Genomic DNA, 25,019 nt, shown 5'->3' with positions numbered 1-25,019 from the left:
GATGGAGCATGTACAAATTGCGAATGTTCAATATGAAGTGGCAGCTGCTGAATTACTTTCTGATCTCGAGTTTACTCACCGTCACAAGTATTTTTATTGTGCTGGAATACTACAGCCGGGAGCTTGCGTCATGGGAGTTCCGGATGTGGTTTCTCATTGCCATTTTAGCGGTCTGTTTAACAGTAGGTTATGTAGCAACCAAGAGATGGCAGCGTAAGGTCGATGAACTTCATGTGGCTATGCTCGAACTATCCAAAGGGAATTTCGCCAGCCGTATTGAGCTTGAGCCTGTGGAGCCGTTTATGTACTTATATGATGCTTTTAATAACATGGCGGCTTCTGTCGAAGAACGTGTTCAGCTGCTGCAGAAACTTGGCGAGGCCGAGGCGATTCGCGATCAAGAGCTTACAGAGAATGCCGTTATGGAAGAACGGCGCCGGCTTGCGCGCGATTTGCACGACACGGTGAGCCAGGAGCTTTTCGCTATTCATATGTCAGCGTCCTCTCTGCCCAAAATACTGGAAAGAAACCCGGATGCAGCGGGGGCAGTCATGAATCAGCTGATTCAAATGTCGCACCATGCCCAGAAGCAGATGCGAGGTTTGATTTCACAGCTTAGACCGATTGAATTGAATGATATGAGCCTTCAAGAAGCCCTGGAGAAGTGGTTTCCGGAATATTGCCGGACCCATGAGCTGCAGGGCCAGCTTGACGTTTCATTGCGTGATCCGATATCAGAAGCGATTGAGCATCAGTTTTTCTTGATTATCCAAGAAGGTCTTGCGAATGTGGTGAAGCACGCTTCTGCCAAAGGAGTAAGGCTGGCTATTTATGAAAGAGAGCATCAGTATGTGCTTCAACTGCAAGACGATGGCCAAGGATTCGAGCGAAAGGATATCTCCTCAGCTTCCCATGGTCTATCCACGATGAGAGAACGAGCGCAAAAGCTGGGCGGAGATGTGGAGATTGACAGTAAGTTAGGTTCAGGCACCCGTGTCAGGGTTCGCATTCCGCGCTTTACAGGTCAGACTGGCATGGTCACAAAGGAAAGAGAGGGAGAAAGCCATGAGTAACATTAGGGTAATGATTGTTGATGATCACGATATGGTTCGTGTGGGATTAAGGACTTATATTTCGATGGAGCCTGGTCTGGAAGTTGTGGGGGAAGCCGGTAATGGGCAAGAAGCGTTCGGCAAGTTAAACGGTGAGCTGTCCCAAGGGCTCCCTGATGTCATTTTGATGGATCTCACGATGCCTGTGCTCGACGGGATCGGAGCAACCAAATTAATTTACGCCAAATATCCGCAGGTCAAAATCATTATGTTAACCAGCTTTCTGGAAGAAGCCAAGGTGCTTGAGGCCGTAGAGTCGGGAGCTATCAGCTACATGCTGAAAACCGTCTCGTCCGATCAATTGATTCACGCCATCCAGAGCGCATACCGCGGCATGCCTGTGATGAATTCGGAGGTGTCCATGGCGCTGACGAGAGGGGTTAGACAACGCAACGCCATGCCGGAGGAAGAGGGCTTAACTTCACGCGAGAAGGAAGTGCTGTTATTGATTGCAGAAGGGAAAAGCAATAAAGACATTTCTGAGGAACTTTTTATTAGTATAAAAACGGTTAAAACACACGTCAGCAATCTGCTGATGAAGTGTGAATTGGATGATCGTACACAATTGGCTATTTTTGCACACCGGAAAGGTTGGGTTTAAGCAAGTAAGCCCTCATGACACATAAAAACTACATTTTGGAACACTCTATGCGTAAGGAAATTAATATGAGCGCTTAAGGAGTGTCGGAATGAAAACAATATCTTCTTCATTAGAACAGGTCAAAGAGTCCTTCGACAGTGTAAGAGACCACCTGCAGGAGTTTGATTTTGCGTTGGGCGGTAACTGGGATTATGATCATGGGTATTTTGACCGCTCTTTAGATGAAGCCAATAAAGTGTGGTTGCGTATTCCATTTCAAGTGGTGACGGGAAGAATTGATGGCGATACAGAGGCGACAGATGCCATCGTAGAGGTGGGAACTCCATTTGTGTTGAAACATGTTTATAATGAAGGCCTTGATCAAGAAGCAGAAGCGGAAACCTATGGAGCGATGATTGATCAGTTTCAGGCGCCGCTCGATCCGGATGCAACCGTAGACGACAAGTGGGTAAAAGAAGCCGCAGGACTGCTCAAAAAAGTCGAACAAGCTTGGATACAATAGAATTGTCCTTTTTTTACCTCCATTTTATTGTTTTTTAATATTCGTTTAAGGTTGTGAGTGCATGATAGTACCATAGACAGCAAGACATCATCCAACTAACAAACATGCACTTTATAACTCGTATAAACAAATGGAGGTAAGAAATATGGAAGACAACAAAAAAGACTATAGCGACTTCTTCAAGTCGCAGAATAACAATAGCGATTCGAACGACTCCATGAACCGTAAAGAAACGAACCCTGAAGAACCGCATGATCCGAACAAAGAAAGACCTTCCTACTATTATTCTTATGGACCTTACAAGTCCGCTTTTAACGAGAGTAACGAACAGGAAGCACTTACAACCTCCGCATCAGGCACAGAGGGAACGTCCAGCGTCGAGGTTACCCCGCCTAAGAACTTGCGCCCATTCAGCTTCGGCCCGGATGTAAGTTCTGCACAAGGACCTGGTCCTTGGGATTCGCATACTAGAAAACGTTCTTCTTCTGTAAAAAGCGTTTTCGCTGCTTTCATGGCAGGAGCCTTGGTTGTAGGAGGACTCATGTTCACCGCTGACAAAATGAACTTGTTCACAGGCAACCAGCCGTTGGCATCGGGCAGCACGACTACGGCTACGACGAAGGGTTCCAGCGATAACGGCGAAGTGAAAAATGTAGGGCTTGACGTGGTCCGCCCTGGCAATATTTCCGCGATCGCGCAAAATGCCGGGCCAGCTATCGTGAAGGTTGAATCTTTGGTGAAGCCGAAGCAGTCGACACGCGGGGGCAATTCGCTTTTCGATGATCCGTTCTTCCGTCAATTCTTCGGGGATAACGGCGGCGGCAATACCGCACCAAAAAGCGGTACGCAAGATTCGGGCAGCGGTGAGTTACAGCCGGCAGGGATGGGAACAGGGTTTATTTTCGAGAAAACCGGCTATATTTTAACAAATGAACACGTAGTTGATGGCGCTGATGAAGTGCAAATTACGGTTGAGGGCTACGATAAACCATTCAAAGCCAAATTGCTTGGTAACAGCTACGACTTAGACTTGGCAGTCCTCAAAATTGAAGGCGACAAAGATTTCCCGATTCTCCCTCTTGGCAAAGCAGAAGATGTGAACGTTGGAGATTGGGTTGTAGCCATCGGTAACCCTTACGGCTTTGATCATACGGTAACTGTTGGTGTGCTGAGTGCGAAGGAACGTCCGATCTCTATTCCAGATACAAAAGGTACACGCGAGTATAAGCACTTGCTTCAAACAGATGCTTCGATTAACCCGGGTAACTCCGGCGGACCTCTGCTCAACTTGAACGGTGAGGTTATCGGGATTAACACGGCGGTAAGCTCGCAAGCCCAAGGGATTGGATTTGCCATCCCGACAAGCACCATCTCTTCCGTCTTGGAGAACCTGAAAAACAACGTTCAAATTCCTAAAGAACCAGTTCCTTACTTGGGCGTAGGCTTGCAAGATATCGGTAAAGACTGGGTTAGCGAATTGAAGCTTTCCAATACGGACGGGGCATTAGTTGGCAGCGTTCAACGTAAAAGTCCTGCTTTCCAAGCCGGCCTTCGCCAATACGATGTAATTGTTGATATTAACGGTACGAAGATCAAAAACTCCCAAGAGTTGATTACGAAAGTTCAAGCTACAAAAGTCGGCGATAAAGTAACGTTAGGTGTTATTCGCGACGGCAAACGGATGGATGTGCCGCTTACAGTCGGAGACAAAAATACGTTGGCTGAAACGCCTGCTGAATAAGAGAAGTAGCTTAGTTATAAACAAAGATTCGTGCGTACGGTTAAAAGGAAGTGGAGACCCGCGGGCCGCAAGCTTGCAGGCTCTGCTTCTTTTTGCTTGCTGAGCTGATTTTGATACAATGAAAAGGAAGAAGGGGGCCAACCAATGAGGGAAAATATTATGGTGATCGATGATGATGAGAAAATTACGTCTATGTTGAGACGTGGCCTGGCTTTTGAAGGATATTCCGTTGAAACGGCAAGCAATGGTGCTGAAGGACTTAAGCAAATGCTGAGGTCGGAACCCAATTTACTGATTTTGGACGTGATGATGCCGCATATTGATGGCTGGGAGGTTGTGCGGCGCATCCGTGAAAGCGGCAGCGAGGTGCCGATCTTGATGTTAACGGCCAAAGATGAAATTAGCGACCGTGTGAAAGGCTTGGATCTTGGAGCTGACGATTATTTGGTCAAGCCTTTTGCGCTCGAGGAACTGCTCGCAAGGGTGCGAGTGCTATTGCGCCGTCGAACGGAGCGGACGGAGCAGCCGGCCAACCGTTTGACCTATGAGGATACGATTCTTGATTTGGATACGCGTGAAGTATTCCGTGGCGATAAATTAATTGAACTTACGACCAAAGAGTTTGATTTACTTCACCTGTTCATGCAGAATCCGAAGCGTGTCCTTTCACGCGACATTATTATGGAGAAAATATGGGGTTACGATTACAGCGGCGAATCCAATGTTCTCGAAGTATACATAGCACTGCTGCGTCAAAAGACCGAAGAGTTTGGCCATAAACGCTTGATTCAAACCGTCCGGGGAGCGGGGTACGTATTGAGAGGGGAATCCTGATATGTCGCTTCGTTTGCGGCTGACGCTTTGGTATTCCGGTGTTTTGGCATTAACGATGCTGCTTTTCGGGATCGTGCTGTACGTTTTCTTGAATTACTTTTTGTATGATCAGATCCGTCAGGACTTGAAACGGGAAGCGGGGAATACCTCCCTGCGGATTCAGAAAAGCATCGCCCTATCACAAAAGGGGCTTGTCGTGGAATTAGAATTGGAGAACAGAGATTTCTATTCTACAAATACGTTCCTGCAATTATATAATGTGAATCTCAAAACCTTTAATCGCTCGGCGAATCTGCAATTTTATAATGTAGCACTGCCATTAGATACTTCCAGCATTGATAAGTTGAAGGGCGATGACGATGGTTTTTTTCAAAAAACCAAAGTGCTTGAGCAGGATTTTCTCATCTATTATCAAGGCATCTACGACCAAGCTAATAATCTGATTGGTATTCTCCAAGCGGCCGTCCCTATTGGCAGTTATGAGAGAACGGCCGTTACCCTTAAGTATACGCTCATGTTCTGGGCATTGTTTACGATTATCGTTGCTGCTTCGCTGGGGTGGTTTTTATCGCGTAAGGCGCTGCAACCGATTGAACGCGTGATTGATGCTGCCAATCAAATTGGAAGCGGAGACGATTTGGAGAAACGAATTGAGTACCAAGGACCGCTTGATGAAATCGGCCGGCTCACCCAAACGATCAACGGCATGCTTTCACGCATCCAGATTACTTATCTGGAGCTGGATGAAGCCTACCGTGCGCAGCGCAGATTCGTATCAGACGCTTCTCACGAGCTGAGAACACCGCTGACGACGATTCGAGGGAATGTGGATCTTTTGGAGAAAATGTGGAAGAAGACGTCAGGGACGGAGCTCGCCACACCGGAACAGATGCAAATGTCGCTGGAAGCGATGCACGACATTGCCGGGGAAGCGCAGCGGATGAGCAGGCTCGTGAACGATCTTCTCGCGCTTGCCAGAGCAGATGCAGGCGTTGTGATGGAAAAGCATTCTGTCGAAATGCTGCCGCTCGTGCAGGAAGTTGTGAGAAGGGCGCAGTTGTTAGAGCATACGGCGGAATGGCAGGTAGGTGATCTGGAAGTTCTGGACCATGCCATCGTACAGGGGAATCGTGACTATTTACAGCAGCTGCTGTTTATTTTCATTGAGAATGCATTTAAGTATACGCCGGCCGGGACGGTGTCGATTCATGTGTCGCGGACGAATGATTTTATCGGCATTCAAATTGCAGATACAGGGATTGGGATGGACAAGGAAGATATTCCGCATATCTTCGACAGATTCTATCGTGCCGACTTATCCAGAGGGTTAACTACGGGTACAGGACTAGGCTTATCGATTGCCAAATGGATTATTGATGAGCATGGCGGGTCCGTTGAAGTGACGACACGCAAAGATGAGGGCAGTACATTTATGATATGGTTGCCGGCTAACTTTCCTCTACCTGTGTAATCCGTTATAATAAAAGGAAAACAGATGATGTAGGCAGGTGGAAGGCATGGAAGTCGTACGAATTTCTCCAAGAGGCTACTGTTATGGTGTCGTAGACGCGATGGCATTGGCTATGCAAACTGCAAAAAATTTAAATCTTCCAAGACCGATTTATATATTAGGTATGATTGTGCACAATGCGCACGTCACCGATTTCTTCAAAGATGAGGGCGTCATTACACTGGACGGCGAGAACCGTCTGGAAATTTTGGAGCAAATTGAAAAAGGTACTGTCATTTTCACGGCACACGGCGTTTCTCCCGAGGTTCGAAGACGGGCAAGAGACAAAGGTTTGACGGTTGTCGACGCAACGTGCCCAGATGTGACAAAAACGCACGATTTAATTCGCGAAAAAGTAGCAGACGGCTATGAAGTTATCTATATTGGTAAAAAGGGGCATCCGGAGCCGGAAGGCGCCGTTGGGGTTGCCCCTGGCCTTGTGCATCTTATTGAGAAGCTGGAAGAGGCTGATCGACTTAACGTTAAGTCCGAGCGTATCATCATTACGAATCAAACAACGATGAGCCAATGGGATATCAGGCACATCATGAATCGTCTCTTAGAGCTGTTCCCTAAGGCCGAAATTCATAATGAGATCTGTCTTGCAACGCAGGTACGGCAAGAAGCTGTGGCCGAACAAGCCAAAGAATCTGATCTGGTTATCGTCGTCGGAGATCCCAAAAGCAATAACTCCAACCGCTTAGCGCAAGTTTCAGAGGAAATTGCTGGAGTCAGGGCGTATAGAATAGCTGATATCACTGAATTGAATCGGGAATGGTTAACCCATGTCCGAAAAGTTGGGGTGACTTCAGGGGCTTCAACGCCGACTCCGATTACCAAAGAAGTCATTTCTTACCTGGAAAGTTACGATCCGAAAGATGAAACCACTTGGGCAGTTATACGTACTATTAATATGAAGAAGCTCATCCCGGCTATGAAGTCCAAAGCAGCCAGCAGTGAGTGATTCGTATTTATTCCACAGGGCGGGATTGTGACCAGCATGCAGAGCACTCAGAAGGTGAAAATGATGAAAACTCGCTACGATTGGAAAAGCAGCAAACGCTGGTTTAGGTACAAATATTTACTTCTTTTACGTGCCAAAGGCGGCCCTTCTAAGGTAGCGCGCGGCTTTTCAATTGGTCTGGCTATAGAAATGTTTACTCTGCCTACAGCTGGATTTGCATTCGTTCTTATTTTTCCTTTGGTCTATTTGTTAAGAGCTAATCTGCCTGCGGCATTAATTGGGTTTGTATTCGGCAAGGTGATTTATCTCCCGTTCTCAATCCTCAATAAGCAGGTCGGAGATTGGTTGGTACCGAAGCATGTTAAGGTGTATCTGATTCATCATCTGCCTCATATCTTATCCAATATTATCCGAAGCGGTTTGGACTTGATTGTGGGTGGGATGGTGGTTGGAACCATTCTCGGTATTATTGCTTATTTCCCTGTAGTGCTCTTTCTCAAGCACCATACAAATCGTCGCAAAGAAAAACGCAGACTCCGCAAGGATCAGCTAGCACCTTCTAAGCAAGAAGAATAGCAAATAAATTAACGCTTGACGAATCTTCGTCAAGCGTTGTATATTTACTTTAGTGATTAAAAGCGTAGAAGCGAACAAGCGTTGAAGTGTTTAAGTGGAACAACCCATATAAATGAGGAGCGTGTATATCATGATCGCCATTACTTCTAACAAAACGTCTGACGAGCGTATTCAAGAAATCGTCCAATTTATTGAGAAGCAAGGTGTGCAAGCACACGTTTCCAAAGGCGAAGATCGCACGGTTATCGGTATTATCGGTCAAGCAGATCCCAAATTAGCAGAACAACTGCGCCAAATGTCAGGAGTGGAACAAGTCGTGAAAATTTCGAAATCATACAAATTAGCAAGCCGTGACTTCCATCCGGCAGATACCGTTATTAATATTAAAGGCGTGGAAATTGGCGGCGAGCAGTTGGTTGTTATGGGCGGACCTTGCGCCGTGGAAACGCCGGAACAAATCGATGAAATCGCCCGTTTGGTGAAAGCGGCAGGGGGGCAAGTGCTGCGCGGCGGCGCATTCAAGCCAAGAACAGGACCTTACAGCTTCCAAGGCGTAGGTGTTGAAGGTTTGATCATGATGGCTGAAGCGGGCAAGAAGCATGGACTTCTAACGATTACAGAAGTTATGACTCCTGAATACGTGGATGTGTGCGCACAGTATGCGGATATCCTGCAAGTCGGCACACGCAATATGCAGAACTTTGACCTGCTTCGCAAGCTGGGTACGATTCAAACGCCGGTCCTGCTGAAACGCGGATTCAGCTCCACCTATGACGAATTCCTGAATGCAGCTGAATACATTCTTGCTGGCGGCAACCCGAATGTTATGCTCTGCGAGCGCGGAATCCGAACATTCGAAACTTACACACGTAACACATTGGATTTATCTGCCATTCCAGTACTTAAACAGCTTAGCCATCTTCCTGTCATTTCTGATCCAAGTCATGGTACAGGTCGCAGAGAACTTGTCGTTCCGATGACGAAAGCTTCCGTAGCTGCAGGCGCGGACGGTTTGATCATCGAAATGCATACGGATCCGGACAACTCCATGACCGGTGACGGCGTACAATCCCTGTTCCCGGACCAATTCGCAAACTTGCTCGTAGATTTAGAGAAGCTTGCGCCATTGCTTGGCAAAAAGTTCGACACGCAGAAAGAAGCTATTCTGGCATAATATTATGTTCAAGGAAACGAGTTTCTTCTATATAGAAGAAACTCGTTTCCTTTATTTGTATATAAGAAAAGTCTGTGAAATAGTGTAAGCATAGCTTACACATAAATAAAAAATACCTGACATAAGTATTGACTGTGAAAGCTTAATCGCTATATAATATGTGCAAGATAACAACAAAAAGTTGAACATTAATCATGTAAAGTACGTTGAATGTACGGAAATGGGAGGGTTTTTTAAATGTCAGTTCAAAACGTGTTGAACCTTATCAAGGAAAAAAATATTGAGTGGGTAGATTTTCGTTTCGTAGGTCTTTCCGGTAAAGCACAGCATATCTCTTTGCCAGCTTCTGAAGTAGATGAAGAAACATTTGTAAACGGCGTAGCTTTTGACGGTTCGTCCATCCCAGGATTCCGTGGTATTGAACAATCTGACATGGTAATGATGCCAGATACGGAAACTGCCTATGTAGATCCTTTCACAGCGCACCCAACATTGATCATTATGAGCAACATCCACACGCCAGAAGGCGAACGTTATGATCGTGATCCACGTAGTATCGCACAAAAAGCTGAAGAATATCTTCAAACAACAGGTGTTGGTACGACAGCATTCTTCGCACCAGAATCCGAATTCTTCATCTTTGACGATGTTCGTTTCGAAAATGGCATGAACAAATCCTACTTCGAAGTTGACTCCGAAGAAGCAGGTTGGAACACAGGCCGCAAAGAAGAAGGCGGTAACCTTGCTTATAAAGTTCCAGTTAAAGGCGGTTACGTTCCAGTAGCTCCAATCGATTCTCAACAAGACATTCGTTCCGAAATGTGTAACAAACTTGCTGACGCAGGTCTTCGTATCGAACGTCACCATCACGAAGTGGCAACAGCTGGTCAAGCTGAAATCAACTTCCGTTTTGACACTTTAACTAAAACAGCAGATAACCTGCTCAAATACAAATACATCGTTGCTAACACTGCTAGAGAATATGGCAAAGTTGCTACTTTCATGCCTAAGCCGCTGTTTGGCGACAATGGTAGCGGTATGCACGTTCATATGTCCATCTTCGACGGAAGCGAGCCTTTGTTCTATGAAAAAGGAGCATATGCAAACTTAAGTGAAATGGCAATTAACTATATCGGTGGTATCCTTTACCACGCACCAGCTTTGATCGCTTTGACGAACCCAAGCACAAACTCCTTTAAACGTCTAGTTCCTGGTTACGAAGCTCCGGTTAACCTTGTATTCTCCAAAGGTAACCGTTCTGCAGCAGTTCGTATTCCAATCGCGGCTGTGACACCTAAAGGCTGTCGTATCGAATTCCGTACACCGGATAGCACAGCTAACCCATACCTTGCTTTCGCAGCAATGTTGATGGCTGGTCTTGACGGTATCAAAAAGAAAATCGATCCACGTGCACTTGGATACGGTCCTTTCGATACAAACATCTATGAAATGTCTGATGCTGAGAAAGCTGAAATCCGCAGCGTTCCTGGTACATTAGAAGAAGCCCTTGATGCTCTTGCAGCTGATTCCGAGTTCTTGACAGAAGGTGGCGTATTCACACAAGATTTCATCGATAACTACATCGACTTGAAACGTGGCGAAGCGAAACAAGTTGCAATTCGTATTCACCCGCACGAGTACAACCTGTACTTCGATTGCTAATTCTTAGCCCTTATATCGTTTATACAGATGAGCTGCTTCTATCATGGTTTTCCATGGTGGGGGCAGTTTTTTTTAATTGATAATAAAACCTATTTAATAATTATTATAATCTGTGTCTGGAAATTTAATGAAAACCATGTATAATAAAATCATCAATCAGTTCTTATTCTTTATTATTCCAACGCTGGGAAGGAAGATATGTAATGAGAATCACCCTAATTGCAGGAAGCAACCAACAAGCAGCTACAAGTACAAGACTCACGGAGTACATTCAGCACTTGGTTCAATCGCTTGGGCATCAAGCCACACTTATTGATCTGAACAAAACACCGGTCCCGTTTTATTCACCGGACGATGCTCATGGCGGTCATCAAGCACTTGAAAATCTGAAGCGTGCAATGCACGAAGCGGATGGCATCGTGTTAGCGACGCCTGAATATCATAGCGGAATTTCTGGCGTTCTAAAAAATGCACTGGATCATCTGGGGCAAGATCATTTTAATAATAAAGCCGTGCTTTCCGTCAGTTCAGCGGGCGGTGCTGTAGCTGTCAGCTCGTTGACTCAGCTGCAAACAATCGTTCGCAACCTTCATGGCATTAACTGCCCGGAGTGGGTTTCCATTGGCGGCGATCAGCGTAAAAGTTTTCAAACAGGAGTGGCTTACAGCGATATTCATCCTGATGTCGATAAACGCGTGCGACGTGTCGTAAATTCCTTCCTGGATTTGACAACGGTATTGAAAGTTCGACAATAGCATGTTCGACAAGAAATAAGTTAATTCTACATTTTTTATAAAGAGTAATGTAAGCGTTCAGGCGCTTGGCATTGCTCTTTTTTTATTGTTAACCTGTAGATGAGTGAAATGTGTTTACAATGATGTAATGATCTGCTAAACTGACCTCTATCTATTGTTAACCTAATAACGAAATTATTGGTTAACAATAAATTCTATTTAGGAGGGAATGTTGTGTCAAAGTCCTACGAACGACTTGCGGCCCTCAACAAGTCGCATGTCTGGCATCCTTTTACACAAATGAAAGACTACAATAACGAGGATCCTCTTATCATTGAGCGTGGAGAGGGCGTTAGACTTTATGATGTTGGGGGACGCGCGTATTACGATGGATTTTCATCTGTCTGGCTAAACGTTCATGGACATCATGTACCGGAGCTTAACCAAGCCATTACGAACCAATTGGAGCTTGTCGCTCATTCAACTTTGCTAGGTATGGCTAATATCCCCGCTATTGAACTGGCGGAGCGGCTTGCAGACATCGCGCCACATGGATTAAACAAAGTGTTTTATTCGGATTCTGGAGCAACCGGAGTGGAGATCGCGATTAAAATGGCTTTCCAGTATTGGCATAACAAGGGCCATCGTCATAAAAAATCTTTTATCACAATGGGGCAAGCATACCATGGAGATACGATTGGCGCTGTGAGCGTTGGGGCGATTCCTCTATATCATGACGTGTTTCGCCCAATGTTGTTCCAGTCGCATGTCATCCCTTATCCCTATGCTTATCGGCATGAAGGGGGGGCAGAGGGAGCCAAAGAAGCGACTATACATGCTTTGCGAGATCTGCTGGAAACAAAGGCAGATGAGATTGCTGCACTTATCGTGGAGCCGATTGTCCAAGGAGCCAGTGGAATTATCGTGATGCCGGATGGCTGCCTGCGCGAGATGGCTGAGCTTTGCCGTGAGCATGACGTGCTGCTCATCGCGGACGAGGTAGCGACCGGTTTCGGTCGGACGGGGGAGATGTTTGCCTGTGATCTGGAAAGGGTAACACCGGATCTGATGGTGGTGGGAAAAGGACTCACAGGCGGCTACTTGCCTGTAGCGGCAACGCTGGCGACGGATGAGATTTATGGCGCCTTTTATGCGGACTATCAGGAGCAGAAAACCTTTTTCCATGGACACTCTTACACGGGGAACCCACTCGGATGTGCAGTAGCTTTGGCCAGCTTAAGGCTTTTTGAAGAGAGAAACATGCTCAAAGGTGTTCGTTCGAAGGCAATTTTCACTGCAAATAAACTAGCGGCGCTCAAAGACAGACCGCACGTCGGTGAAATCCGGCAGAAAGGGCTGATGATCGGAATCGAGCTTGTACGTGATAAAGGATCACGAGAACCGTACGAGTGGGGAGAGCGAATTGGCGTGCGGACGAGCCAGAAGGCTAGAGAGCTTGGCATGCTGACGCGGCCGCTGGGCAATGTGATTGTCTTCATCCCGCCATTAGCCAGCACGGAAGCCGAGCTTGGAGAGATGACGGAGATTTTGGCGGCATCCATTATTCAGGTCACGGAAGGATGAGGTGGACGATGAACAAAGACTACGAGGAGCCGATACGGGGACTGTTCATCACAGGGACGGACACCGGAGTCGGCAAAACGATGGTGACAGCTGCCCTAGCAGCGGCGCTTCGTGCGGACGGCTGCCAGGCGGGCGTGTGGAAGCCTGTACAATCAGGCGCGCTTTTGGGCAGCGGTGAAACGGATGCCGAACGGCTGCTGCAGCTATCGGGGATAAATGAGTGGCCGGACACCGTTGCGCCATATACGTTTGAAGCGCCGCTGGCTCCAATGCTTGCTGCCAGGCAAGCTGGCGTGACTTTGACGATGCGGGAGCTGATCGCCGCGGGCAAACCGCTTGTGGAGCGATACGATGCTCTGCTGATCGAAGGTGCAGGAGGCGTTGCCGTTCCGCTGAACGATGATGCCTTGATGGTGGATTTGATCGCAGAGCTTCAAATACCTGCACTGATTGTTGCCCGTTCCGGTCTAGGCACAATTAACCATACGATTTTGACAGCAACTTTTTTATCGCATTATAAAATCCCGATTATAGGCGTCATCTTAAATGATGGGGATGAGCCAGACCTTCAAAACGATCCGAGTATTGTCACAAACGCGGAGCTTATCGAGCAGTATAGCGGTCTTCCCGTTCTCGGCCGGTTTCCTTTTTTGCCTGCTGATGAGGTTCATACAGATCTTTTAATACATACCGCCAGGAAATCCATACAACTTGCACCGATTACAAAAGCGCTAGAAATTGTGCCCCAATGAACGCCAAGGAGGAGAACATGAACTTGAATATGAACAGCATTTCAACCCATAAGGAGTGGCCTTTGTTGGCCCAAAAAGCATTAAACGGCGAACGTTTGACGGAAGAAGAAGGGCTGGCTGTGCTCGAAGCAAGCGATGATGAGGTGCTGCCGCTGCTGCAAGCCGCTTTTCAAGTAAGAAAACATTATTATGGCAAAAAGGTCAAATTGAACATGATTATTAATGCGAAAAGCGGCCTCTGCCCCGAGGACTGCGGCTATTGCTCGCAATCGATTGTTTCCACGGCGCCGGTAAGTAAATATACCTTACTTGATAAAGATACGCTGCTTGCCGGCGCACGTGAAGCTATGGCGCGTAAAGCAGGAACCTACTGCATAGTAGCGGCAGGCAAGGGACCGACAGACAAGGAATTGGCGCAAGTCGTGGATGCTGTAAAAGAAATCCGTGAAACGATGCCGCTAAAAATTTGCGCTTGTTTAGGCATTTTGAAGGATGAGCAAGCGCAGCGGCTTGCAGAAGCAGGCGTACATCGGTACAACCATAATCTCAATACGAGCAAAGCGAACTACCCGTCGATAACGACGACCCATACGTACGATCAGCGTGTTGAAACGGTGGAAAAAGTCAAAACGTACGGCATGTCCCCTTGCTCCGGCGTCATAATCGGAATGGGCGAAACCAATCATGAAATTATAGAAATGGCCTGTGCGCTGCGTGAACTGGACAGCGATTCGATTCCAATTAATTTCCTCAATGCCATTCCTGGAACGCCATTGGAGCATGCAGGCCGCACTCCGGCGATGAAGGCTTTAAAGGTGCTAGCTTTATTCCGCTTCATCTGCCCATCCAAAGAAATTCGCGTCGCAGGGGGTCGTGAAGTGAATCTTCGTACGCTGCAGCCTATGTCGCTGTACGCGGCGAATTCGCTATTTGTCGGTGATTATCTAACAACGGCAGGCCAATCGATTGGCGTGGATCACCAAATGATTGAAGATTTGGGTTTTGAGATTGAACTTAACGCTTTGTAAGGTGGTACGAACAATGAACGCAAAATCTTCTTTGAAATGGATGGAACAGGAACTTGTCTCTCTGGAAGGGGCTTCTTTGAAGCGATCTTTGAGGGCAAGTTCGGTGATACCAGGGTTTCCTGGGCGCATGTTCCGCGGAACATGGGAGCCCAACCTGCTCAACCTGTCCGGCAACGACTACCTTGGGCTGTCCCAGCATCCTGCGATGATCGAGGCGATGCGGGAGGTGCTGCTCCAAGAAGGGGTTGGCGCGGGGGCATCCCGCCTTGTGACTGGCAATCGGCCGGCGCATACGGAACTGGAAGAAGCCATTGCCGATTGGCAGAGCTGCGAAGCAGCCCTTGTATTTGCCAATGGGTATATGGCTAATACTGGAGTAATCCGTGCCGTGGTTGGCCGGGATGATGTGGTGTTTAGCGATCAACTGAATCATGCCAGCATTGTTGACGGTATTCTAATGAGCCGTGCAGAGTTGGCGCGTTACCGGCATAACGATATGGAACATTTGGGAGCGTTATTGCATAAACACCGCGACAGGAAGCGAAAGCTGATCGTTACGGATACGGTCTTCTCCATGGACGGAGATCAAGCCCGCTTGGAAGATCTGATCCTGCTCAAGCATGAGTACGGAGCGATGTTAATGGTGGACGAAGCGCACAGCGGAGGCATTTATGGAAGACATGGCGAGGGATTATGCCATATACGCGGGGTCAAGGACGAGGTGGACATCCATATGGGAACGTTCAGCAAAGCCTTCGGCGCCTATGGAGCGTATGTGTGCGGGAGCCGGACGCTTATTGATTTTCTCGTAAACAAGGCGCGCACGCTTATTTATTCAACAGCCATGCCCCCTGCGCTGGTCGCAGGCATTGCTCAAGCTCTAGTGCTGGTGCAGCAGGAACACTGGCGGCGCGAACGGCTGCATGCCAATCTTGGTTCTTTCCGATCTCATCTGGAAAAGTTCGGCTTTCTCCTCGGAATCGGTGATTCTCCTATCGTGCCGATGATTGTCGGCGATAATGAAACTGCCTTGCGTTTCAGCGCTGCGCTGGAAGAGAAAGGCATCGCAGCGGTGGCGATCCGGCCGCCGACGGTTCAAGAAGGGACAGCGCGTATCCGCTTCTCTTTATCCGCAGCCCATACAGATCAAGAACTGCGGGACGCAGCGGCGTGCATTCGTAAAGTAGGGCTGCAGCTTGGAGTGATGGGACGATGACGATGACTCCAGAGAAGAGCGGAACGATTGTATGGTTGCCTGGGTGGAGTATGCCGCCCCAGGTGTTTGATCAGCTCTGTAAGGTGCTGCCTGGATATCATCATATGTATCTCAACTATAGCGAGGCTGAAACATCTGAAGACTTGTTGACGTACACGGAGGAAATGGTGAGAAAATGGAAAATATCGGCGCTGCATCGACCTCTTTTTATTGGAGGCTGGTCGCTTGGCGGATTGCTGGCGCTCCATTTAGCAGCAAAAGGGCTTGCAGACGGTCTTATTTTATTCGCGGCGACGGCACGTTTTATTCGTTCTAGAGACGAGGCCCATCTAGGCCAACCCGATGCTTATGTTAGGCAGATGATGAAAGCTGCTGCGCAAGACGCGTTTGCCGTTGAAACCAATTTTCGCCAAATGTTATGGACGGAAACAGAGCGGGAGTCAGGAATCGGCGACCAACTTCCTCCAATAGGCAGCTGGACAGCGCCCGCTCTGCTGGCAGGACTTCAAGTTTTGCGGAAGGTGGAAGTCAGCGCTGTACTCTCGGAAATTGCGTGTCCAGTGCTTCTGTTCCATGGCAGGGAAGATCGGATATGCCCTTACAAAGGGGCGGAAGAGCTTGTAGCTGGATTGTCTCGCGCCCATTTATATGGCATTCCTGATTGCGGTCATGCACCGTTTCTAGGAAGGGAAGAAGAGATCGCAGCGGAAATGAGGCGGTGGCGTGATGAATAGCTCCATGGAAATTGAACGTCAATTTAATCGGAGCTCGGCGGGATCCTATGATGAACATGCCAATGTGCAGAAAATGATGGCTGAGCAGCTTGCAGCAGCTCTCCATGAAAGCGCAAGTGAGAGTACGCCAGCGCGAGTAGGCAGCATTCTCGAGATTGGATGTGGCACAGGCATTGTGACGAGCGGGTTAGTTGAAAAATACCCCAAAGCGTCGATCACCGCACTGGACATTGCACCTGGCATGCTTCAGGCGGCTGAGCAGCGTGTTCGAGGCAGCCTGCCAGCTGACAGGGACATCCGCTTCATCCATGGCGATGTGGAAAAGTGGTCGGCAGCCGCACCGCCGGCCTCCTTCGATCTGATCGTCTCCGGCGCCTGCTTTCAGTGGCTGCAGCATCCGAAACAGACGCTTCAGCACCTTCGGCGTCTTCTTCGCCCGGGAGGCGTGTTGGTGTTTACGACATTCGGGCCGGCAACATTTTATGAGCTGCATGAGTCATTCAGGGAAGTATACCGACAGCACGGACAGCAACCGCAGCGGCATGGGCTGACTTTTCAATCCGGCGCAGGGTGGAGAGGTATGCTTGTTGACAGCGGCTTTACGCACACGAACATTCAAGAAGATCGCTTGCTTCATGTGGAGACGTATCCGACTCCAAAGGATTTTTTGCTTACAGTTAAAGCAATGGGAGCAAGCACATCAGAAGCAGTGGCTGCGCCAGGCATCGGCAGAAGGCGTTTGTTCGTCGATATGTACAAATCGTATGAGACGAAGTTTAGTGTATTAGGGGGCGTTTCAGCTACCTATGAGCTTTTGATGATGCAAGCGATGGCTCCTTATAAAGATAGAGATTCAGACAGGTTCTGAGTCTCTATCTTTTTTGTTCCTACATACTTTTGACATATTTATGTGCTAAGGTATGGAAAATTAGGCGGGGAGGGAAATCATGGGAGTAACTTGGACGAACACAGAAGCTGTTCATTTATTGCTTCGGGCCGGATTTGGAGGGACAGAGGATCAAGTTAACGCTTGTGTGGCGCTGGGGCGGGAGGAGACGGTGCGGCGGCTTATCGCAGGTGAAGCATTGACCGAAACGGCGGCGCTGACACCTTTTGATCAATTAAGCGCAGACAGCAAAAAAGCTCTGGATCCGTTACAGCTTGGCGATCAGCAAATGTACTGGTTATACCGGATGGTGAATTCCAGCGCGCCGTTGATTGAGAAGATGACGTTGTTTTGGCATGGACATTTTGCCACAGCAAATTACAAAGTTAAGAATGTCACACTGATGGTTCAGCAAAATGAGCTGTTCCGGAAGTATGCATTAGGCAATTACAAGGAGCTGGTACTCGCTATCGGCAAAGATCCGGCTATGATGATCTGGCTTGATGTGAATCGCAATAAGAAAAACAAACCGAATGAAAATTATGCGCGTGAAGTGATGGAGCTTTTTACACTAGGAATTGGTCAATATACCGAAACGGATGTGAAGGAAGCGGCAAGGGCTTTCACAGGCTGGACCTATAATGAGAAGGAGAACAAAGTGGCGTTTAATCCCAAACAGCATGACAATGAGTCGAAAACGCTGCTCGGTGTGAAGGGGAATCTCGACGGCGATGAGGCTATTGACATTATTTTTCATCAAAAGTCGTTGTCTACCTTTCTGGCCTTGAAATTGCTCAACTACTTCGCTACAGATAATCCATCAGACAGCTGGAAACAGCAAGTGGCAAAGCTGATCACTGAGAAGGCGACAATCGGCGAAGTGCTTCACGAGCTGTTCTTGTCGGATGATTTCTATAACCCCGATTTGCGGTTATCCCTTATTAAAACACCGGCTGATTATGTTGCTGGCATTCTCAAAATCACGCAGCTGCATGTGGCCAAAGGGCATGCGCAAGCGATGAGGAAGATGGGGCAGGAACTGTTTTCACCACCGGACGTTGCAGGCTGGAGAGGGGGCGCATCATGGCTGAACACCAATTTGCTGCTCGCGAGGTATCAATTCGCTGAGTCCATTGCTACGCAAATGAACAACAAGTTGGTGGGCACTGCACCGAAGCAGGCGGAAAGGCCGGAGGAATGGGTGAAGTTGTGTAGTCAACGTCTTGGAATCACTCAACTGTCTGATAAGACGATGCAAGGTTTAAGCGCTTATGCGGAAGATACCATTTTACATACAAAGCAGAAAAATGCCGGTTTACGAGGCTTGGTGCAACTCCTTTTGATTAGTCCGGAAGCGCAAATGAAATAAGGGAGGTGATGTCAATGAAATTGACAAGAAGGGAATTTCTGCTGAAAGGTACGGCGATGTTTGCTACGTTAAGCCTTGGTGGCATTTTGTTTACAGAAACCGGCAAATCGATATTCGCTGGGGGAGCCAGTGACGATGTCGACGAGCCGGTGCTGGTTGTCGTGCAGCTTAGCGGAGGCAATGACGGCATCAATACGCTGATTCCATATGGGCAAGGCGTCTATTACGATTCAAGACCGACATTAGCCTATCAGCAAAAGGACGTGCTTGCGCTTGATCATCAAGTAGGCTTACATCCTAGCCTGGCAGGGCTCGCTGACCTTTTCAAAAATGGAAACATGGCGATCATTCAAGGCGTCGGTTACCCGGAGCCGAATCATTCCCATTTCCGTTCTATGGAAATTTGGCAGACCGCAGAGCCTGCCCAAATTAGCCGGAGCGGCTGGTTAGCCCGCTATGCAGAGTCTTCACTGCGCGATAATGCGAACCCGCTCAAAGCGGTTCAGATCGGTGCGGCGGGCAGCAAAGCTTTTGCCTCGGAGAAGATGAGCTTTCCCGTCATACAATCGCTGGAATCGTATCATGTGATAGATCCCAAAACGCCGATGATGGATAAGAATCGGATAACCAAAGCTTTTTTGGATATGTATAGCAATCAGAACAGGATGGAACAGCTGCAGGTCGTTTCGGAGCGCGGGTATGAAGCTTATAAAAGCGTTGAAGCCATACAATCTTTAACAGCCTCTTATACCAACAAAGTTGAGTATCCCAAAACGAATTTTGCCAGTGATCTTCAACTCGTTGCCAAGCTGCTGGCGGGAAAGTCGGGAACGCGAGTATTTAATGTCCAAGTTGGCGGTTTCGATGATCATGCCGATGAAAAGGAGCAGCATGCCAGAGTTTTGACACAGATCGATCAGGGTCTGACGGCTTTTTATAAGGATTTGGAAGCGCAAGGATTGCAGGATCGGGTTGCGATTATGATGTTTTCCGAATTTGGGCGTCGTGTGAAGGAAAATGGGAGCGGCGGCACGGATCACGGCACGGCAGCACCGATGTTTGTGATTGGCGGGAAAGTGAAAGGCGGTCTCTATGGCGCTTACCCGAGTTTAAGCAATTTGGATAACGGGGATTTGAAATATGAGGTTGATTTCCGCTCTGTGTACAGTACGCTGGTGGATCATTGGTTAAAAGGAGATGCTTCGGCTGTTCTTGGGAAACCTTATGAATCGTTGAAGTTTATATAGGGAAAGTGGTAACCTAATTGAAGGAGCTAAAAAAGTTAGACAAAGTGATACAAGCATGGAAGGAGGGCTGAAGGATGGTGGATATAAAACCGATCTCGGATCATTTGAAGGAGCACTTATCTATCCTTTTCGTGGGGTACAACCCTAGTATTCGATCGGGTGAAACCGGCCATCACTATGCGAATCCGAACAATCGCTTTTATCGCATATTATTTCAAGCTGGATTAACGCCACGGCTCTATAAGCCGCAAGAAGATCAAGACCTGCTTGAACTTGGCTACGGGTTTACGAATATCGTAGCGAGACCCTCACTAACGGCTGCTGAAATAACGCCTGAGGAGTACAAGCAAGGCCGTGTCATTCTCAGGGAGAAGATTCAAAGTATGCAGCCAAGGGTTGTATGTTTTGTAGGCAAGGGGGTTTACGAGCAGTATAGCGGACGCAGAGGGATGGCTTGGGGCAGCCAGCCAGATCCCATCGTACCAGGCGTAGTAGAGTACGTATGTCCCTCTTCCAGCGGGCTCGTTCGCATGAAATTGGAAGAAATGGTCGCTATCTATACCGGAATTAAAACATTTATCGGGATGGAGTTGGGGAATGGATGAATATTCCATGGCTGCAATGGGCTAAAGAAATTCAAGCGATTAGTCAAGCCGGGCTTGCCTACGGTGAGAACGGCTATGATTTGGAGCGCTACGAGGCGCTGCGCAAGATCAGTGTGGAGATGATGAGCCACTTCACGGACACTCCGATTGACAAAGTGACGGAATTATTCGCCAGCGATACGGGGTATCAGACGCCGAAGGTTGATATTCGAGCGGTTGTCCTAAAGGAGAACAAAGTGCTCCTTGTGAAGGAAAGAGCCGACGGCGCATGGGCTTTGCCAGGTGGTTGGGCGGATATTGGCTACACACCGAGCGAAGTTGCAGTCAAAGAGACACGCGAGGAAGCCGGTTACCAAGTCAAGCCTGTGCGTTTGCTGGGGGTTCTGGACAAGAAGTGCCATGCACACCCGCCTGCCCCCAACTATGTCTACAAAATATTTATCCTATGCGAATTGGTCGGCGGTGAGGCGCTAGAGGTTAGCTTGGAAACGACCGAAGTTGGCTTTTTCGGTGAACATGAGCTGCCGCCTCTCTCGATCGAGCGGAATACGGTCAAGCAGGTCAAACGGATGATAGAGCTTGCAGGCGGCCCGGCATCACAGGTGCTGCTGGATTGAAATAATAAGGCTCCCAGTCGTGTAGCCACGGCGGGAGTCTTATTATTATCGCGTTAATATAGGTTTAAGTTGATCGAGAATATCCTCCATTTGCTTGGAGCATTGCTCGTACATCGCTTTGGCTTGCTTATTGTTGGTTGTCAGTCCATACAGCATGAGATCAGCTTCGCACTGTTTCAGTGTCGCGAAGAGAGTAGCTTTTTCCTGCGGTATGGGAACATTGATCTTATCGTCAAATAAGTCAAGATACAGCTCGCCGTAAGAATCGACTTGCCCTAGAAATACATTTTCGACGGTTACTCCGACCTTGTCCAACTCCGTTTTCAGCCATCCCCGGTTAAATGAAAGGGTTGCTAATGCTTCATCTAAAATCTCACCGTCCATAATGACGGCTTGCGGTTCTTTCTCCGGTGCAACCTTGATGCCCAAATGTTTCGCAGTGAGCGGCAAATTCTCCCGATGCAGCAACACGTTAATTTCACCGCTTGGCTCCATGATTGCAAATTCAACATCCGCTACTTTGAATACCGAACGTTTGCGCAATTGTTCCATAAGTTCATCGGTGGTGAGCCGCTCTTTTTTTAAATTATCTTCTAAAACCTTCCCGTCCCTAACGAGTACAGTGGCTTTGCTGTCAATAAAATCGCGCATTTTTTTGCTTTTAAGCTGTAATAGTTCAATGCCCAGCGAACACGCGATCCAAACGGTTAACGAGATCAGGCCGAGGTACCATTTCGCATCGATATCCAAGGATATCGCTCCAGCCAGATTTCCGATGGTAATACCCGTGATGTACTCGAACAGAGATAATTGGGACACTTGTCTTTTGCCAAGAATCTTGGTCATGATGAACAATACGATTACGGCTAAAAGGGTGCGTACGATGACTTCATAAGCATCGGGCATGTGATTTCCTCCTTACATGTCAAAAAGAACTTGGTGGTAGGCAGTAGTTGTCGAGTATGATGGAACTACAGGGCTCTATTTGAGCGAAATATCCAGCTTTCAGGAATAGCGGGAACTACAGGGCTCTATTTACAGCGATAAGCCTGGTTTTAGGCTGAAATTGATTGAATAGAGGATCGTAGTTCCTATTGAAGGGTTAAATCATTGAATCCACGCTGAATAGAGGACCATAGTTCCTCTAATTGAGGATGATGTCAGAAACAGTAGGCGAGTTTTACATTAAGTTTATACATTATTTGTGAAAATAATGGAAATTATACGCCGGGGCCCAAAGGAAAAACGCCCAACGGCTCATACGAAGGCTGCCGGCCCAAGTGGCTGCGGTAGAGGACGATGTCCTCTACCCGCCACGCGGGCAGCGAAGGCGCGCCTGCCAGGGAGGCGCGCGAGAACGGTTCCGCCGCCAGCCGGTAGCGGCGGGCTAGCGTGAGATGCGGTCGATAGGCGCGAGCCTCGGCCGGAAAGCCATGGCGGGCGCAGGCGCCCGCGACCTCGCGCTGCAGCACAGCCAGCGCGTCCAGGTCGCCGGCGACGCCCGCCCACAGCACCGACGGCGCTGCCGGAGGTCCGAACACGCCGAGCCCGTCGGCGTGCAGGGTCAGCGGCAGCGCAGCTGCTGCAAGCTGGCGCAGGTCGTGCGCCAGCGCCTGAGCTTTCTCGGCGGATGCGTCGCCGAGAAAGCTTAACGTGACGTGGACGTCCTGCGGATGCGTCCACTTCTGGAAAGGCAGCCGCTCCTTGAGGGCGGCGGCCACGAGAGCCAGCTCCCGCTGCGCTTCTTGCGGGAGCCGGATGCCGACGAAAAGCCGGTACGTGTCGGACGGTGTTGAAAGCGCTTTTGTCGAATGAGCGGAAGGATGCATGCGAGTGAGGACTCCTTTTTGGCTTTTTATGTCGGTGTATGCTGGTTCCGGTTTCCTGCTTCAACTAGCATTGCCAACTAAGGTTTTACTTGATGCATGAGGAGAATATTGCTATCATAGCCATAATACAAAAGCAAAGGTGTGGTCATTCATGGGAAATCGGGCCTATAACTTTAACGCAGGGCCTGCGGCATTACCGCTCGAAGTTTTGCAGAAAGCGCAAGAGGAACTTGTCGAATTTAAGGGAATCGGCATGTCGATCATGGAAATTTCGCATCGCAGCGCGGAGTACGAGCAAGTACATACGGAAACGCAGCAATTATTGAAGCAAATTTTTGCTATTCCTGACGGTTATCAAGTACAGTTCTTACAAGGCGGAGCAAGTACGCAGTTCGCTATGATTCCTATGAATTTCTTGAAGCAGGGCAAAGTGGGCAGCTATGTGCTGACCGGTGCTTGGGCTGAGAAAGCGGTACAAGAAGCAGCCCTTTTCGGAGAAGTAGCGATTGCTGCCAGCTCCAAAGAGAACAAATTCATGAAAATTCCGGATCTCAGTGAAATCAACATTCATTCGGATTCCGCTTACCTCCACTTGACTTCCAATGAAACGATCGAAGGCGCTCAGTTCCAAAGCTACCCGGACACAGGCAAGGTGCCGCTTATCGGGGATATGTCCAGCGATATCTTGAGCCGTCCGGTTGATGTATCGAAATTCGGCATGATTTATGCCGGTGCCCAAAAAAATCTAGGTCCATCCGGCGTGACGGTCGTTATCGTCAAAGAAGATCTTCTGCAGGACCTGCCGAAAACAATCCCGACCATGCTTCGTTATGACATTCACGGCAAAAACAATTCTCTGTACAATACGCCTCCTGTGTATTCCATCTACATGGTGAACCTTGTGCTGAAATGGATTCAGGAACAAGGCGGGCTAGCTGTTATCGAGAAAAACAATCTGGAGAAATCAGGATTGATCTACAGCGCAATTGATCAAAGCGGCGGTTTCTACCGTGGTCCTGTCGATAAAGGCAGCCGTTCGGCAATGAACATCACGTTCCGCTTGCAGGATGAAGAGCTGGAGAAGAAATTCATCAAGGAAACCGAGCAGAACGGATTTGTCGGGTTGAAAGGCCATCGCAGTGTAGGCGGCTTGAGAGCATCTACCTACAATGCGGTTCCTTACGCTTCCTGCAAAGCACTCGCAGATTTCATGATTGATTTCCAAAAACGCAACGGCTAGTAACGGACGAAATCAATGAGCTAAATCAATGAGCTAAATCAATGAGCTATTCATGGCACCCTCATGTGCGCGTGGATAGCTTTTTTTATGTCTCAGGATAGAAGGGTCGGATTGTCGTTTACAATGTCTTAAGATGGCCTCTGAGACGGTTTGAGAGGCTTTTTTTGAGAGAGGTACGGAACTAGATCTAGTAGGGGAAACGAAGAGATTCCAAGCGAAGTTCCTTTCGACAAATGTGAAAATTTCAAGTCTAAAATGAAAATATTTTTTCAAATCCTCTCGAGCCACGCCCCGTCTGGGTTTGCCTATTTTGGGCTCGGAAATGTGTCATAATACACGTTGACAAACACAATATATTGATATAAATTTGAATCTATCAACTAGATGTCGTGGGAAAAAGCGGATTTGGCAACTCCTGAATTCGCAGCAGAAATACCGCGTAATACCGGGGAAATGCCCGATTTACCGCTATTTTCAGCCGTTTTCCTGCTTGCGGAAATTC

General features: G+C 48.1%; 24 protein-coding genes. 22 read left to right on the top strand and 2 right to left on the bottom strand.

All coding sequences use genetic code 11. From position 1 onward, the window contains the following. Positions 1-8 precede the first annotated feature (8 nt). The 21 genes from AC3WTJ_RS26505 (at position 9) to AC3WTJ_RS26405 (ending at position 21,448) form a co-directional block, all read left to right on the top strand. A complete protein-coding gene (locus AC3WTJ_RS26505) occupies positions 9-1,073 on the top strand; it encodes a sensor histidine kinase (protein WP_492524382.1) in 1,065 nt (354 codons plus the stop codon). Next, positions 1,066-1,713 carry a response regulator gene (locus tag AC3WTJ_RS26500; RefSeq protein ID WP_492524381.1) on the top strand — a complete coding sequence of 216 codons (648 nt, stop codon included), beginning with the start codon at positions 1,066-1,068 and terminating at the stop codon, positions 1,711-1,713. Before AC3WTJ_RS26505 ends, AC3WTJ_RS26500 begins: the two co-directional genes overlap by 8 nt. Before the next feature lie 88 nt (positions 1,714-1,801). After that, a complete protein-coding gene (locus AC3WTJ_RS26495; RefSeq protein ID WP_492524380.1) occupies positions 1,802-2,215 on the top strand; it encodes a YugN family protein in 414 nt (137 codons plus the stop codon). Positions 2,216-2,360: 145 nt separating this feature from the next. Next, on the top strand, positions 2,361-3,956 hold the full coding sequence (locus AC3WTJ_RS26490) for a S1C family serine protease (protein WP_492524379.1): 1,596 nt from the start codon (positions 2,361-2,363) through the stop codon (positions 3,954-3,956). A gap of 144 nt (positions 3,957-4,100) precedes the next feature. After that, positions 4,101-4,790, top strand: a complete 690-nt coding sequence (locus tag AC3WTJ_RS26485; RefSeq protein WP_492524378.1) for a response regulator transcription factor — start codon at positions 4,101-4,103, stop codon at positions 4,788-4,790. A gap of 1 nt (position 4,791) precedes the next feature. After that, positions 4,792-6,261: a sensor histidine kinase gene (locus tag AC3WTJ_RS26480; protein ID WP_492524377.1), complete on the top strand. Its 1,470-nt coding sequence runs from the start codon at positions 4,792-4,794 to the stop codon at positions 6,259-6,261. Between the two features lie 46 nt (positions 6,262-6,307). Beyond that, positions 6,308-7,264 carry a 4-hydroxy-3-methylbut-2-enyl diphosphate reductase gene (locus tag AC3WTJ_RS26475; protein ID WP_407871068.1) on the top strand — a complete coding sequence of 319 codons (957 nt, stop codon included), beginning with the start codon at positions 6,308-6,310 and terminating at the stop codon, positions 7,262-7,264. 60 nt (positions 7,265-7,324) lie between these two features. Continuing rightward, entirely contained in the window at positions 7,325-7,840 is a 516-nt protein-coding gene (locus tag AC3WTJ_RS26470; RefSeq protein ID WP_246069306.1) for a DUF2062 domain-containing protein, read from the top strand. Between the two features lie 130 nt (positions 7,841-7,970). Beyond that, complete coding sequence (gene aroF, locus AC3WTJ_RS26465; protein ID WP_145659934.1) at positions 7,971-9,014, top strand: 3-deoxy-7-phosphoheptulonate synthase; 1,044 nt, start codon at positions 7,971-7,973, stop codon at positions 9,012-9,014. Positions 9,015-9,251: 237 nt separating this feature from the next. After that, on the top strand, positions 9,252-10,676 hold the full coding sequence (gene glnA, locus AC3WTJ_RS26460; protein ID WP_492524376.1) for a type I glutamate--ammonia ligase: 1,425 nt from the start codon (positions 9,252-9,254) through the stop codon (positions 10,674-10,676). A gap of 203 nt (positions 10,677-10,879) precedes the next feature. Continuing rightward, complete coding sequence (locus AC3WTJ_RS26455; protein WP_492524375.1) at positions 10,880-11,431, top strand: NADPH-dependent FMN reductase; 552 nt, start codon at positions 10,880-10,882, stop codon at positions 11,429-11,431. A gap of 213 nt (positions 11,432-11,644) precedes the next feature. Next, a complete protein-coding gene (gene bioA, locus AC3WTJ_RS26450) occupies positions 11,645-12,994 on the top strand; it encodes an adenosylmethionine--8-amino-7-oxononanoate transaminase (protein WP_492524374.1) in 1,350 nt (449 codons plus the stop codon). 8 nt (positions 12,995-13,002) lie between these two features. Next, positions 13,003-13,746 carry a dethiobiotin synthase gene (gene bioD, locus AC3WTJ_RS26445; RefSeq protein ID WP_492524373.1) on the top strand — a complete coding sequence of 248 codons (744 nt, stop codon included), beginning with the start codon at positions 13,003-13,005 and terminating at the stop codon, positions 13,744-13,746. Positions 13,747-13,763: 17 nt separating this feature from the next. After that, positions 13,764-14,774: a biotin synthase BioB gene (gene bioB / locus AC3WTJ_RS26440; protein WP_492524372.1), complete on the top strand. Its 1,011-nt coding sequence runs from the start codon at positions 13,764-13,766 to the stop codon at positions 14,772-14,774. 13 nt (positions 14,775-14,787) lie between these two features. After that, positions 14,788-15,990: an 8-amino-7-oxononanoate synthase gene (gene bioF, locus AC3WTJ_RS26435; protein WP_492524371.1), complete on the top strand. Its 1,203-nt coding sequence runs from the start codon at positions 14,788-14,790 to the stop codon at positions 15,988-15,990. Beyond that, positions 15,987-16,724: an alpha/beta hydrolase gene (locus AC3WTJ_RS26430; RefSeq protein WP_492524370.1), complete on the top strand. Its 738-nt coding sequence runs from the start codon at positions 15,987-15,989 to the stop codon at positions 16,722-16,724. The genes bioF and AC3WTJ_RS26430 overlap by 4 nt, the downstream gene beginning before the upstream one ends. Further along, the gene (bioC, locus tag AC3WTJ_RS26425) at positions 16,717-17,592 is read left to right on the top strand and encodes a malonyl-ACP O-methyltransferase BioC (RefSeq protein WP_492524369.1); all 876 of its coding nucleotides are present in this window, start codon (positions 16,717-16,719) and stop codon (positions 17,590-17,592) included. Before AC3WTJ_RS26430 ends, bioC begins: the two co-directional genes overlap by 8 nt. A 79-nt stretch (positions 17,593-17,671) precedes the next feature. Next, positions 17,672-18,979 (top strand): DUF1800 domain-containing protein, encoded by a 1,308-nt coding sequence (locus AC3WTJ_RS26420; RefSeq protein WP_492524368.1) that lies wholly within the window; start codon positions 17,672-17,674, stop codon positions 18,977-18,979. A gap of 14 nt (positions 18,980-18,993) precedes the next feature. Further along, positions 18,994-20,226 carry a DUF1501 domain-containing protein gene (locus AC3WTJ_RS26415; protein WP_492524367.1) on the top strand — a complete coding sequence of 411 codons (1,233 nt, stop codon included), beginning with the start codon at positions 18,994-18,996 and terminating at the stop codon, positions 20,224-20,226. Between the two features lie 83 nt (positions 20,227-20,309). Next, positions 20,310-20,831, top strand: a complete 522-nt coding sequence (locus tag AC3WTJ_RS26410) for a mismatch-specific DNA-glycosylase (RefSeq protein ID WP_492524575.1) — start codon at positions 20,310-20,312, stop codon at positions 20,829-20,831. Next, a complete protein-coding gene (locus AC3WTJ_RS26405; RefSeq protein ID WP_492524366.1) occupies positions 20,828-21,448 on the top strand; it encodes an NUDIX hydrolase in 621 nt (206 codons plus the stop codon). Before AC3WTJ_RS26410 ends, AC3WTJ_RS26405 begins: the two co-directional genes overlap by 4 nt. Positions 21,449-21,493: 45 nt before the next feature. On the opposite strand, the gene AC3WTJ_RS26400 is transcribed toward AC3WTJ_RS26405, so the two are convergent. Both AC3WTJ_RS26400 and thpR read right to left on the bottom strand, forming a co-directional pair. Beyond that, on the bottom strand, positions 21,494-22,354 hold the full coding sequence (locus AC3WTJ_RS26400; protein WP_492524365.1) for a DUF421 domain-containing protein: 861 nt from the start codon (positions 22,352-22,354) through the stop codon (positions 21,494-21,496). 314 nt (positions 22,355-22,668) lie between these two features. Beyond that, positions 22,669-23,277 (bottom strand): RNA 2',3'-cyclic phosphodiesterase, encoded by a 609-nt coding sequence (gene thpR, locus AC3WTJ_RS26395; RefSeq protein ID WP_492524364.1) that lies wholly within the window; start codon positions 23,275-23,277, stop codon positions 22,669-22,671. Positions 23,278-23,428: 151 nt separating this feature from the next. Here thpR and serC point away from each other — a divergent pair, with 151 nt between their 5' ends. Continuing rightward, positions 23,429-24,517, top strand: a complete 1,089-nt coding sequence (gene serC, locus AC3WTJ_RS26390; protein WP_492524363.1) for a 3-phosphoserine/phosphohydroxythreonine transaminase — start codon at positions 23,429-23,431, stop codon at positions 24,515-24,517. Positions 24,518-25,019 lie beyond the last annotated feature (502 nt).

This window comes from Paenibacillus sp. FW101-FHT12H11 (genome assembly GCF_058790355.1).
The sequence above is the reverse complement of the archived record's forward strand: the minus strand, read 5'-3'. Positions and strand labels throughout refer to the sequence as shown.

Bases quoted from the DNA above. Each gene is read 5' to 3' on its own strand.
- aroF (WP_145659934.1), top strand. From the start codon at position 7,971: ATGATCGCCATTACTTCTAACAAAACGTCTGACGAGCGTATTCAAGAA.
- AC3WTJ_RS26480 (WP_492524377.1), top strand. From the start codon at position 4,792: ATGTCGCTTCGTTTGCGGCTGACGCTTTGGTATTCCGGTGTTTTGGCA.
- AC3WTJ_RS26415 (WP_492524367.1), top strand. From the start codon at position 18,994: ATGAAATTGACAAGAAGGGAATTTCTGCTGAAAGGTACGGCGATGTTT.
- AC3WTJ_RS26455 (WP_492524375.1), top strand. From the start codon at position 10,880: ATGAGAATCACCCTAATTGCAGGAAGCAACCAACAAGCAGCTACAAGT.
- AC3WTJ_RS26420 (WP_492524368.1), top strand. From the start codon at position 17,672: ATGGGAGTAACTTGGACGAACACAGAAGCTGTTCATTTATTGCTTCGG.
- AC3WTJ_RS26505 (WP_492524382.1), top strand. From the start codon at position 9: ATGTACAAATTGCGAATGTTCAATATGAAGTGGCAGCTGCTGAATTAC.
- bioF (WP_492524371.1), top strand. From the start codon at position 14,788: ATGAACGCAAAATCTTCTTTGAAATGGATGGAACAGGAACTTGTCTCT.
- bioD (WP_492524373.1), top strand. From the start codon at position 13,003: ATGAACAAAGACTACGAGGAGCCGATACGGGGACTGTTCATCACAGGG.
- AC3WTJ_RS26475 (WP_407871068.1), top strand. From the start codon at position 6,308: ATGGAAGTCGTACGAATTTCTCCAAGAGGCTACTGTTATGGTGTCGTA.
- AC3WTJ_RS26495 (WP_492524380.1), top strand. From the start codon at position 1,802: ATGAAAACAATATCTTCTTCATTAGAACAGGTCAAAGAGTCCTTCGAC.
- AC3WTJ_RS26400 (WP_492524365.1), bottom strand. From the start codon at position 22,354: ATGCCCGATGCTTATGAAGTCATCGTACGCACCCTTTTAGCCGTAATC.
- bioC (WP_492524369.1), top strand. From the start codon at position 16,717: ATGAATAGCTCCATGGAAATTGAACGTCAATTTAATCGGAGCTCGGCG.
- glnA (WP_492524376.1), top strand. From the start codon at position 9,252: ATGTCAGTTCAAAACGTGTTGAACCTTATCAAGGAAAAAAATATTGAG.
- AC3WTJ_RS26470 (WP_246069306.1), top strand. From the start codon at position 7,325: ATGATGAAAACTCGCTACGATTGGAAAAGCAGCAAACGCTGGTTTAGG.
- AC3WTJ_RS26405 (WP_492524366.1), top strand. From the start codon at position 20,828: ATGAATATTCCATGGCTGCAATGGGCTAAAGAAATTCAAGCGATTAGT.
- AC3WTJ_RS26430 (WP_492524370.1), top strand. From the start codon at position 15,987: ATGACGATGACTCCAGAGAAGAGCGGAACGATTGTATGGTTGCCTGGG.
- serC (WP_492524363.1), top strand. From the start codon at position 23,429: ATGGGAAATCGGGCCTATAACTTTAACGCAGGGCCTGCGGCATTACCG.
- AC3WTJ_RS26485 (WP_492524378.1), top strand. From the start codon at position 4,101: ATGAGGGAAAATATTATGGTGATCGATGATGATGAGAAAATTACGTCT.
- bioB (WP_492524372.1), top strand. From the start codon at position 13,764: ATGAACTTGAATATGAACAGCATTTCAACCCATAAGGAGTGGCCTTTG.
- AC3WTJ_RS26500 (WP_492524381.1), top strand. From the start codon at position 1,066: ATGAGTAACATTAGGGTAATGATTGTTGATGATCACGATATGGTTCGT.
- thpR (WP_492524364.1), bottom strand. From the start codon at position 23,277: ATGCATCCTTCCGCTCATTCGACAAAAGCGCTTTCAACACCGTCCGAC.
- AC3WTJ_RS26490 (WP_492524379.1), top strand. From the start codon at position 2,361: ATGGAAGACAACAAAAAAGACTATAGCGACTTCTTCAAGTCGCAGAAT.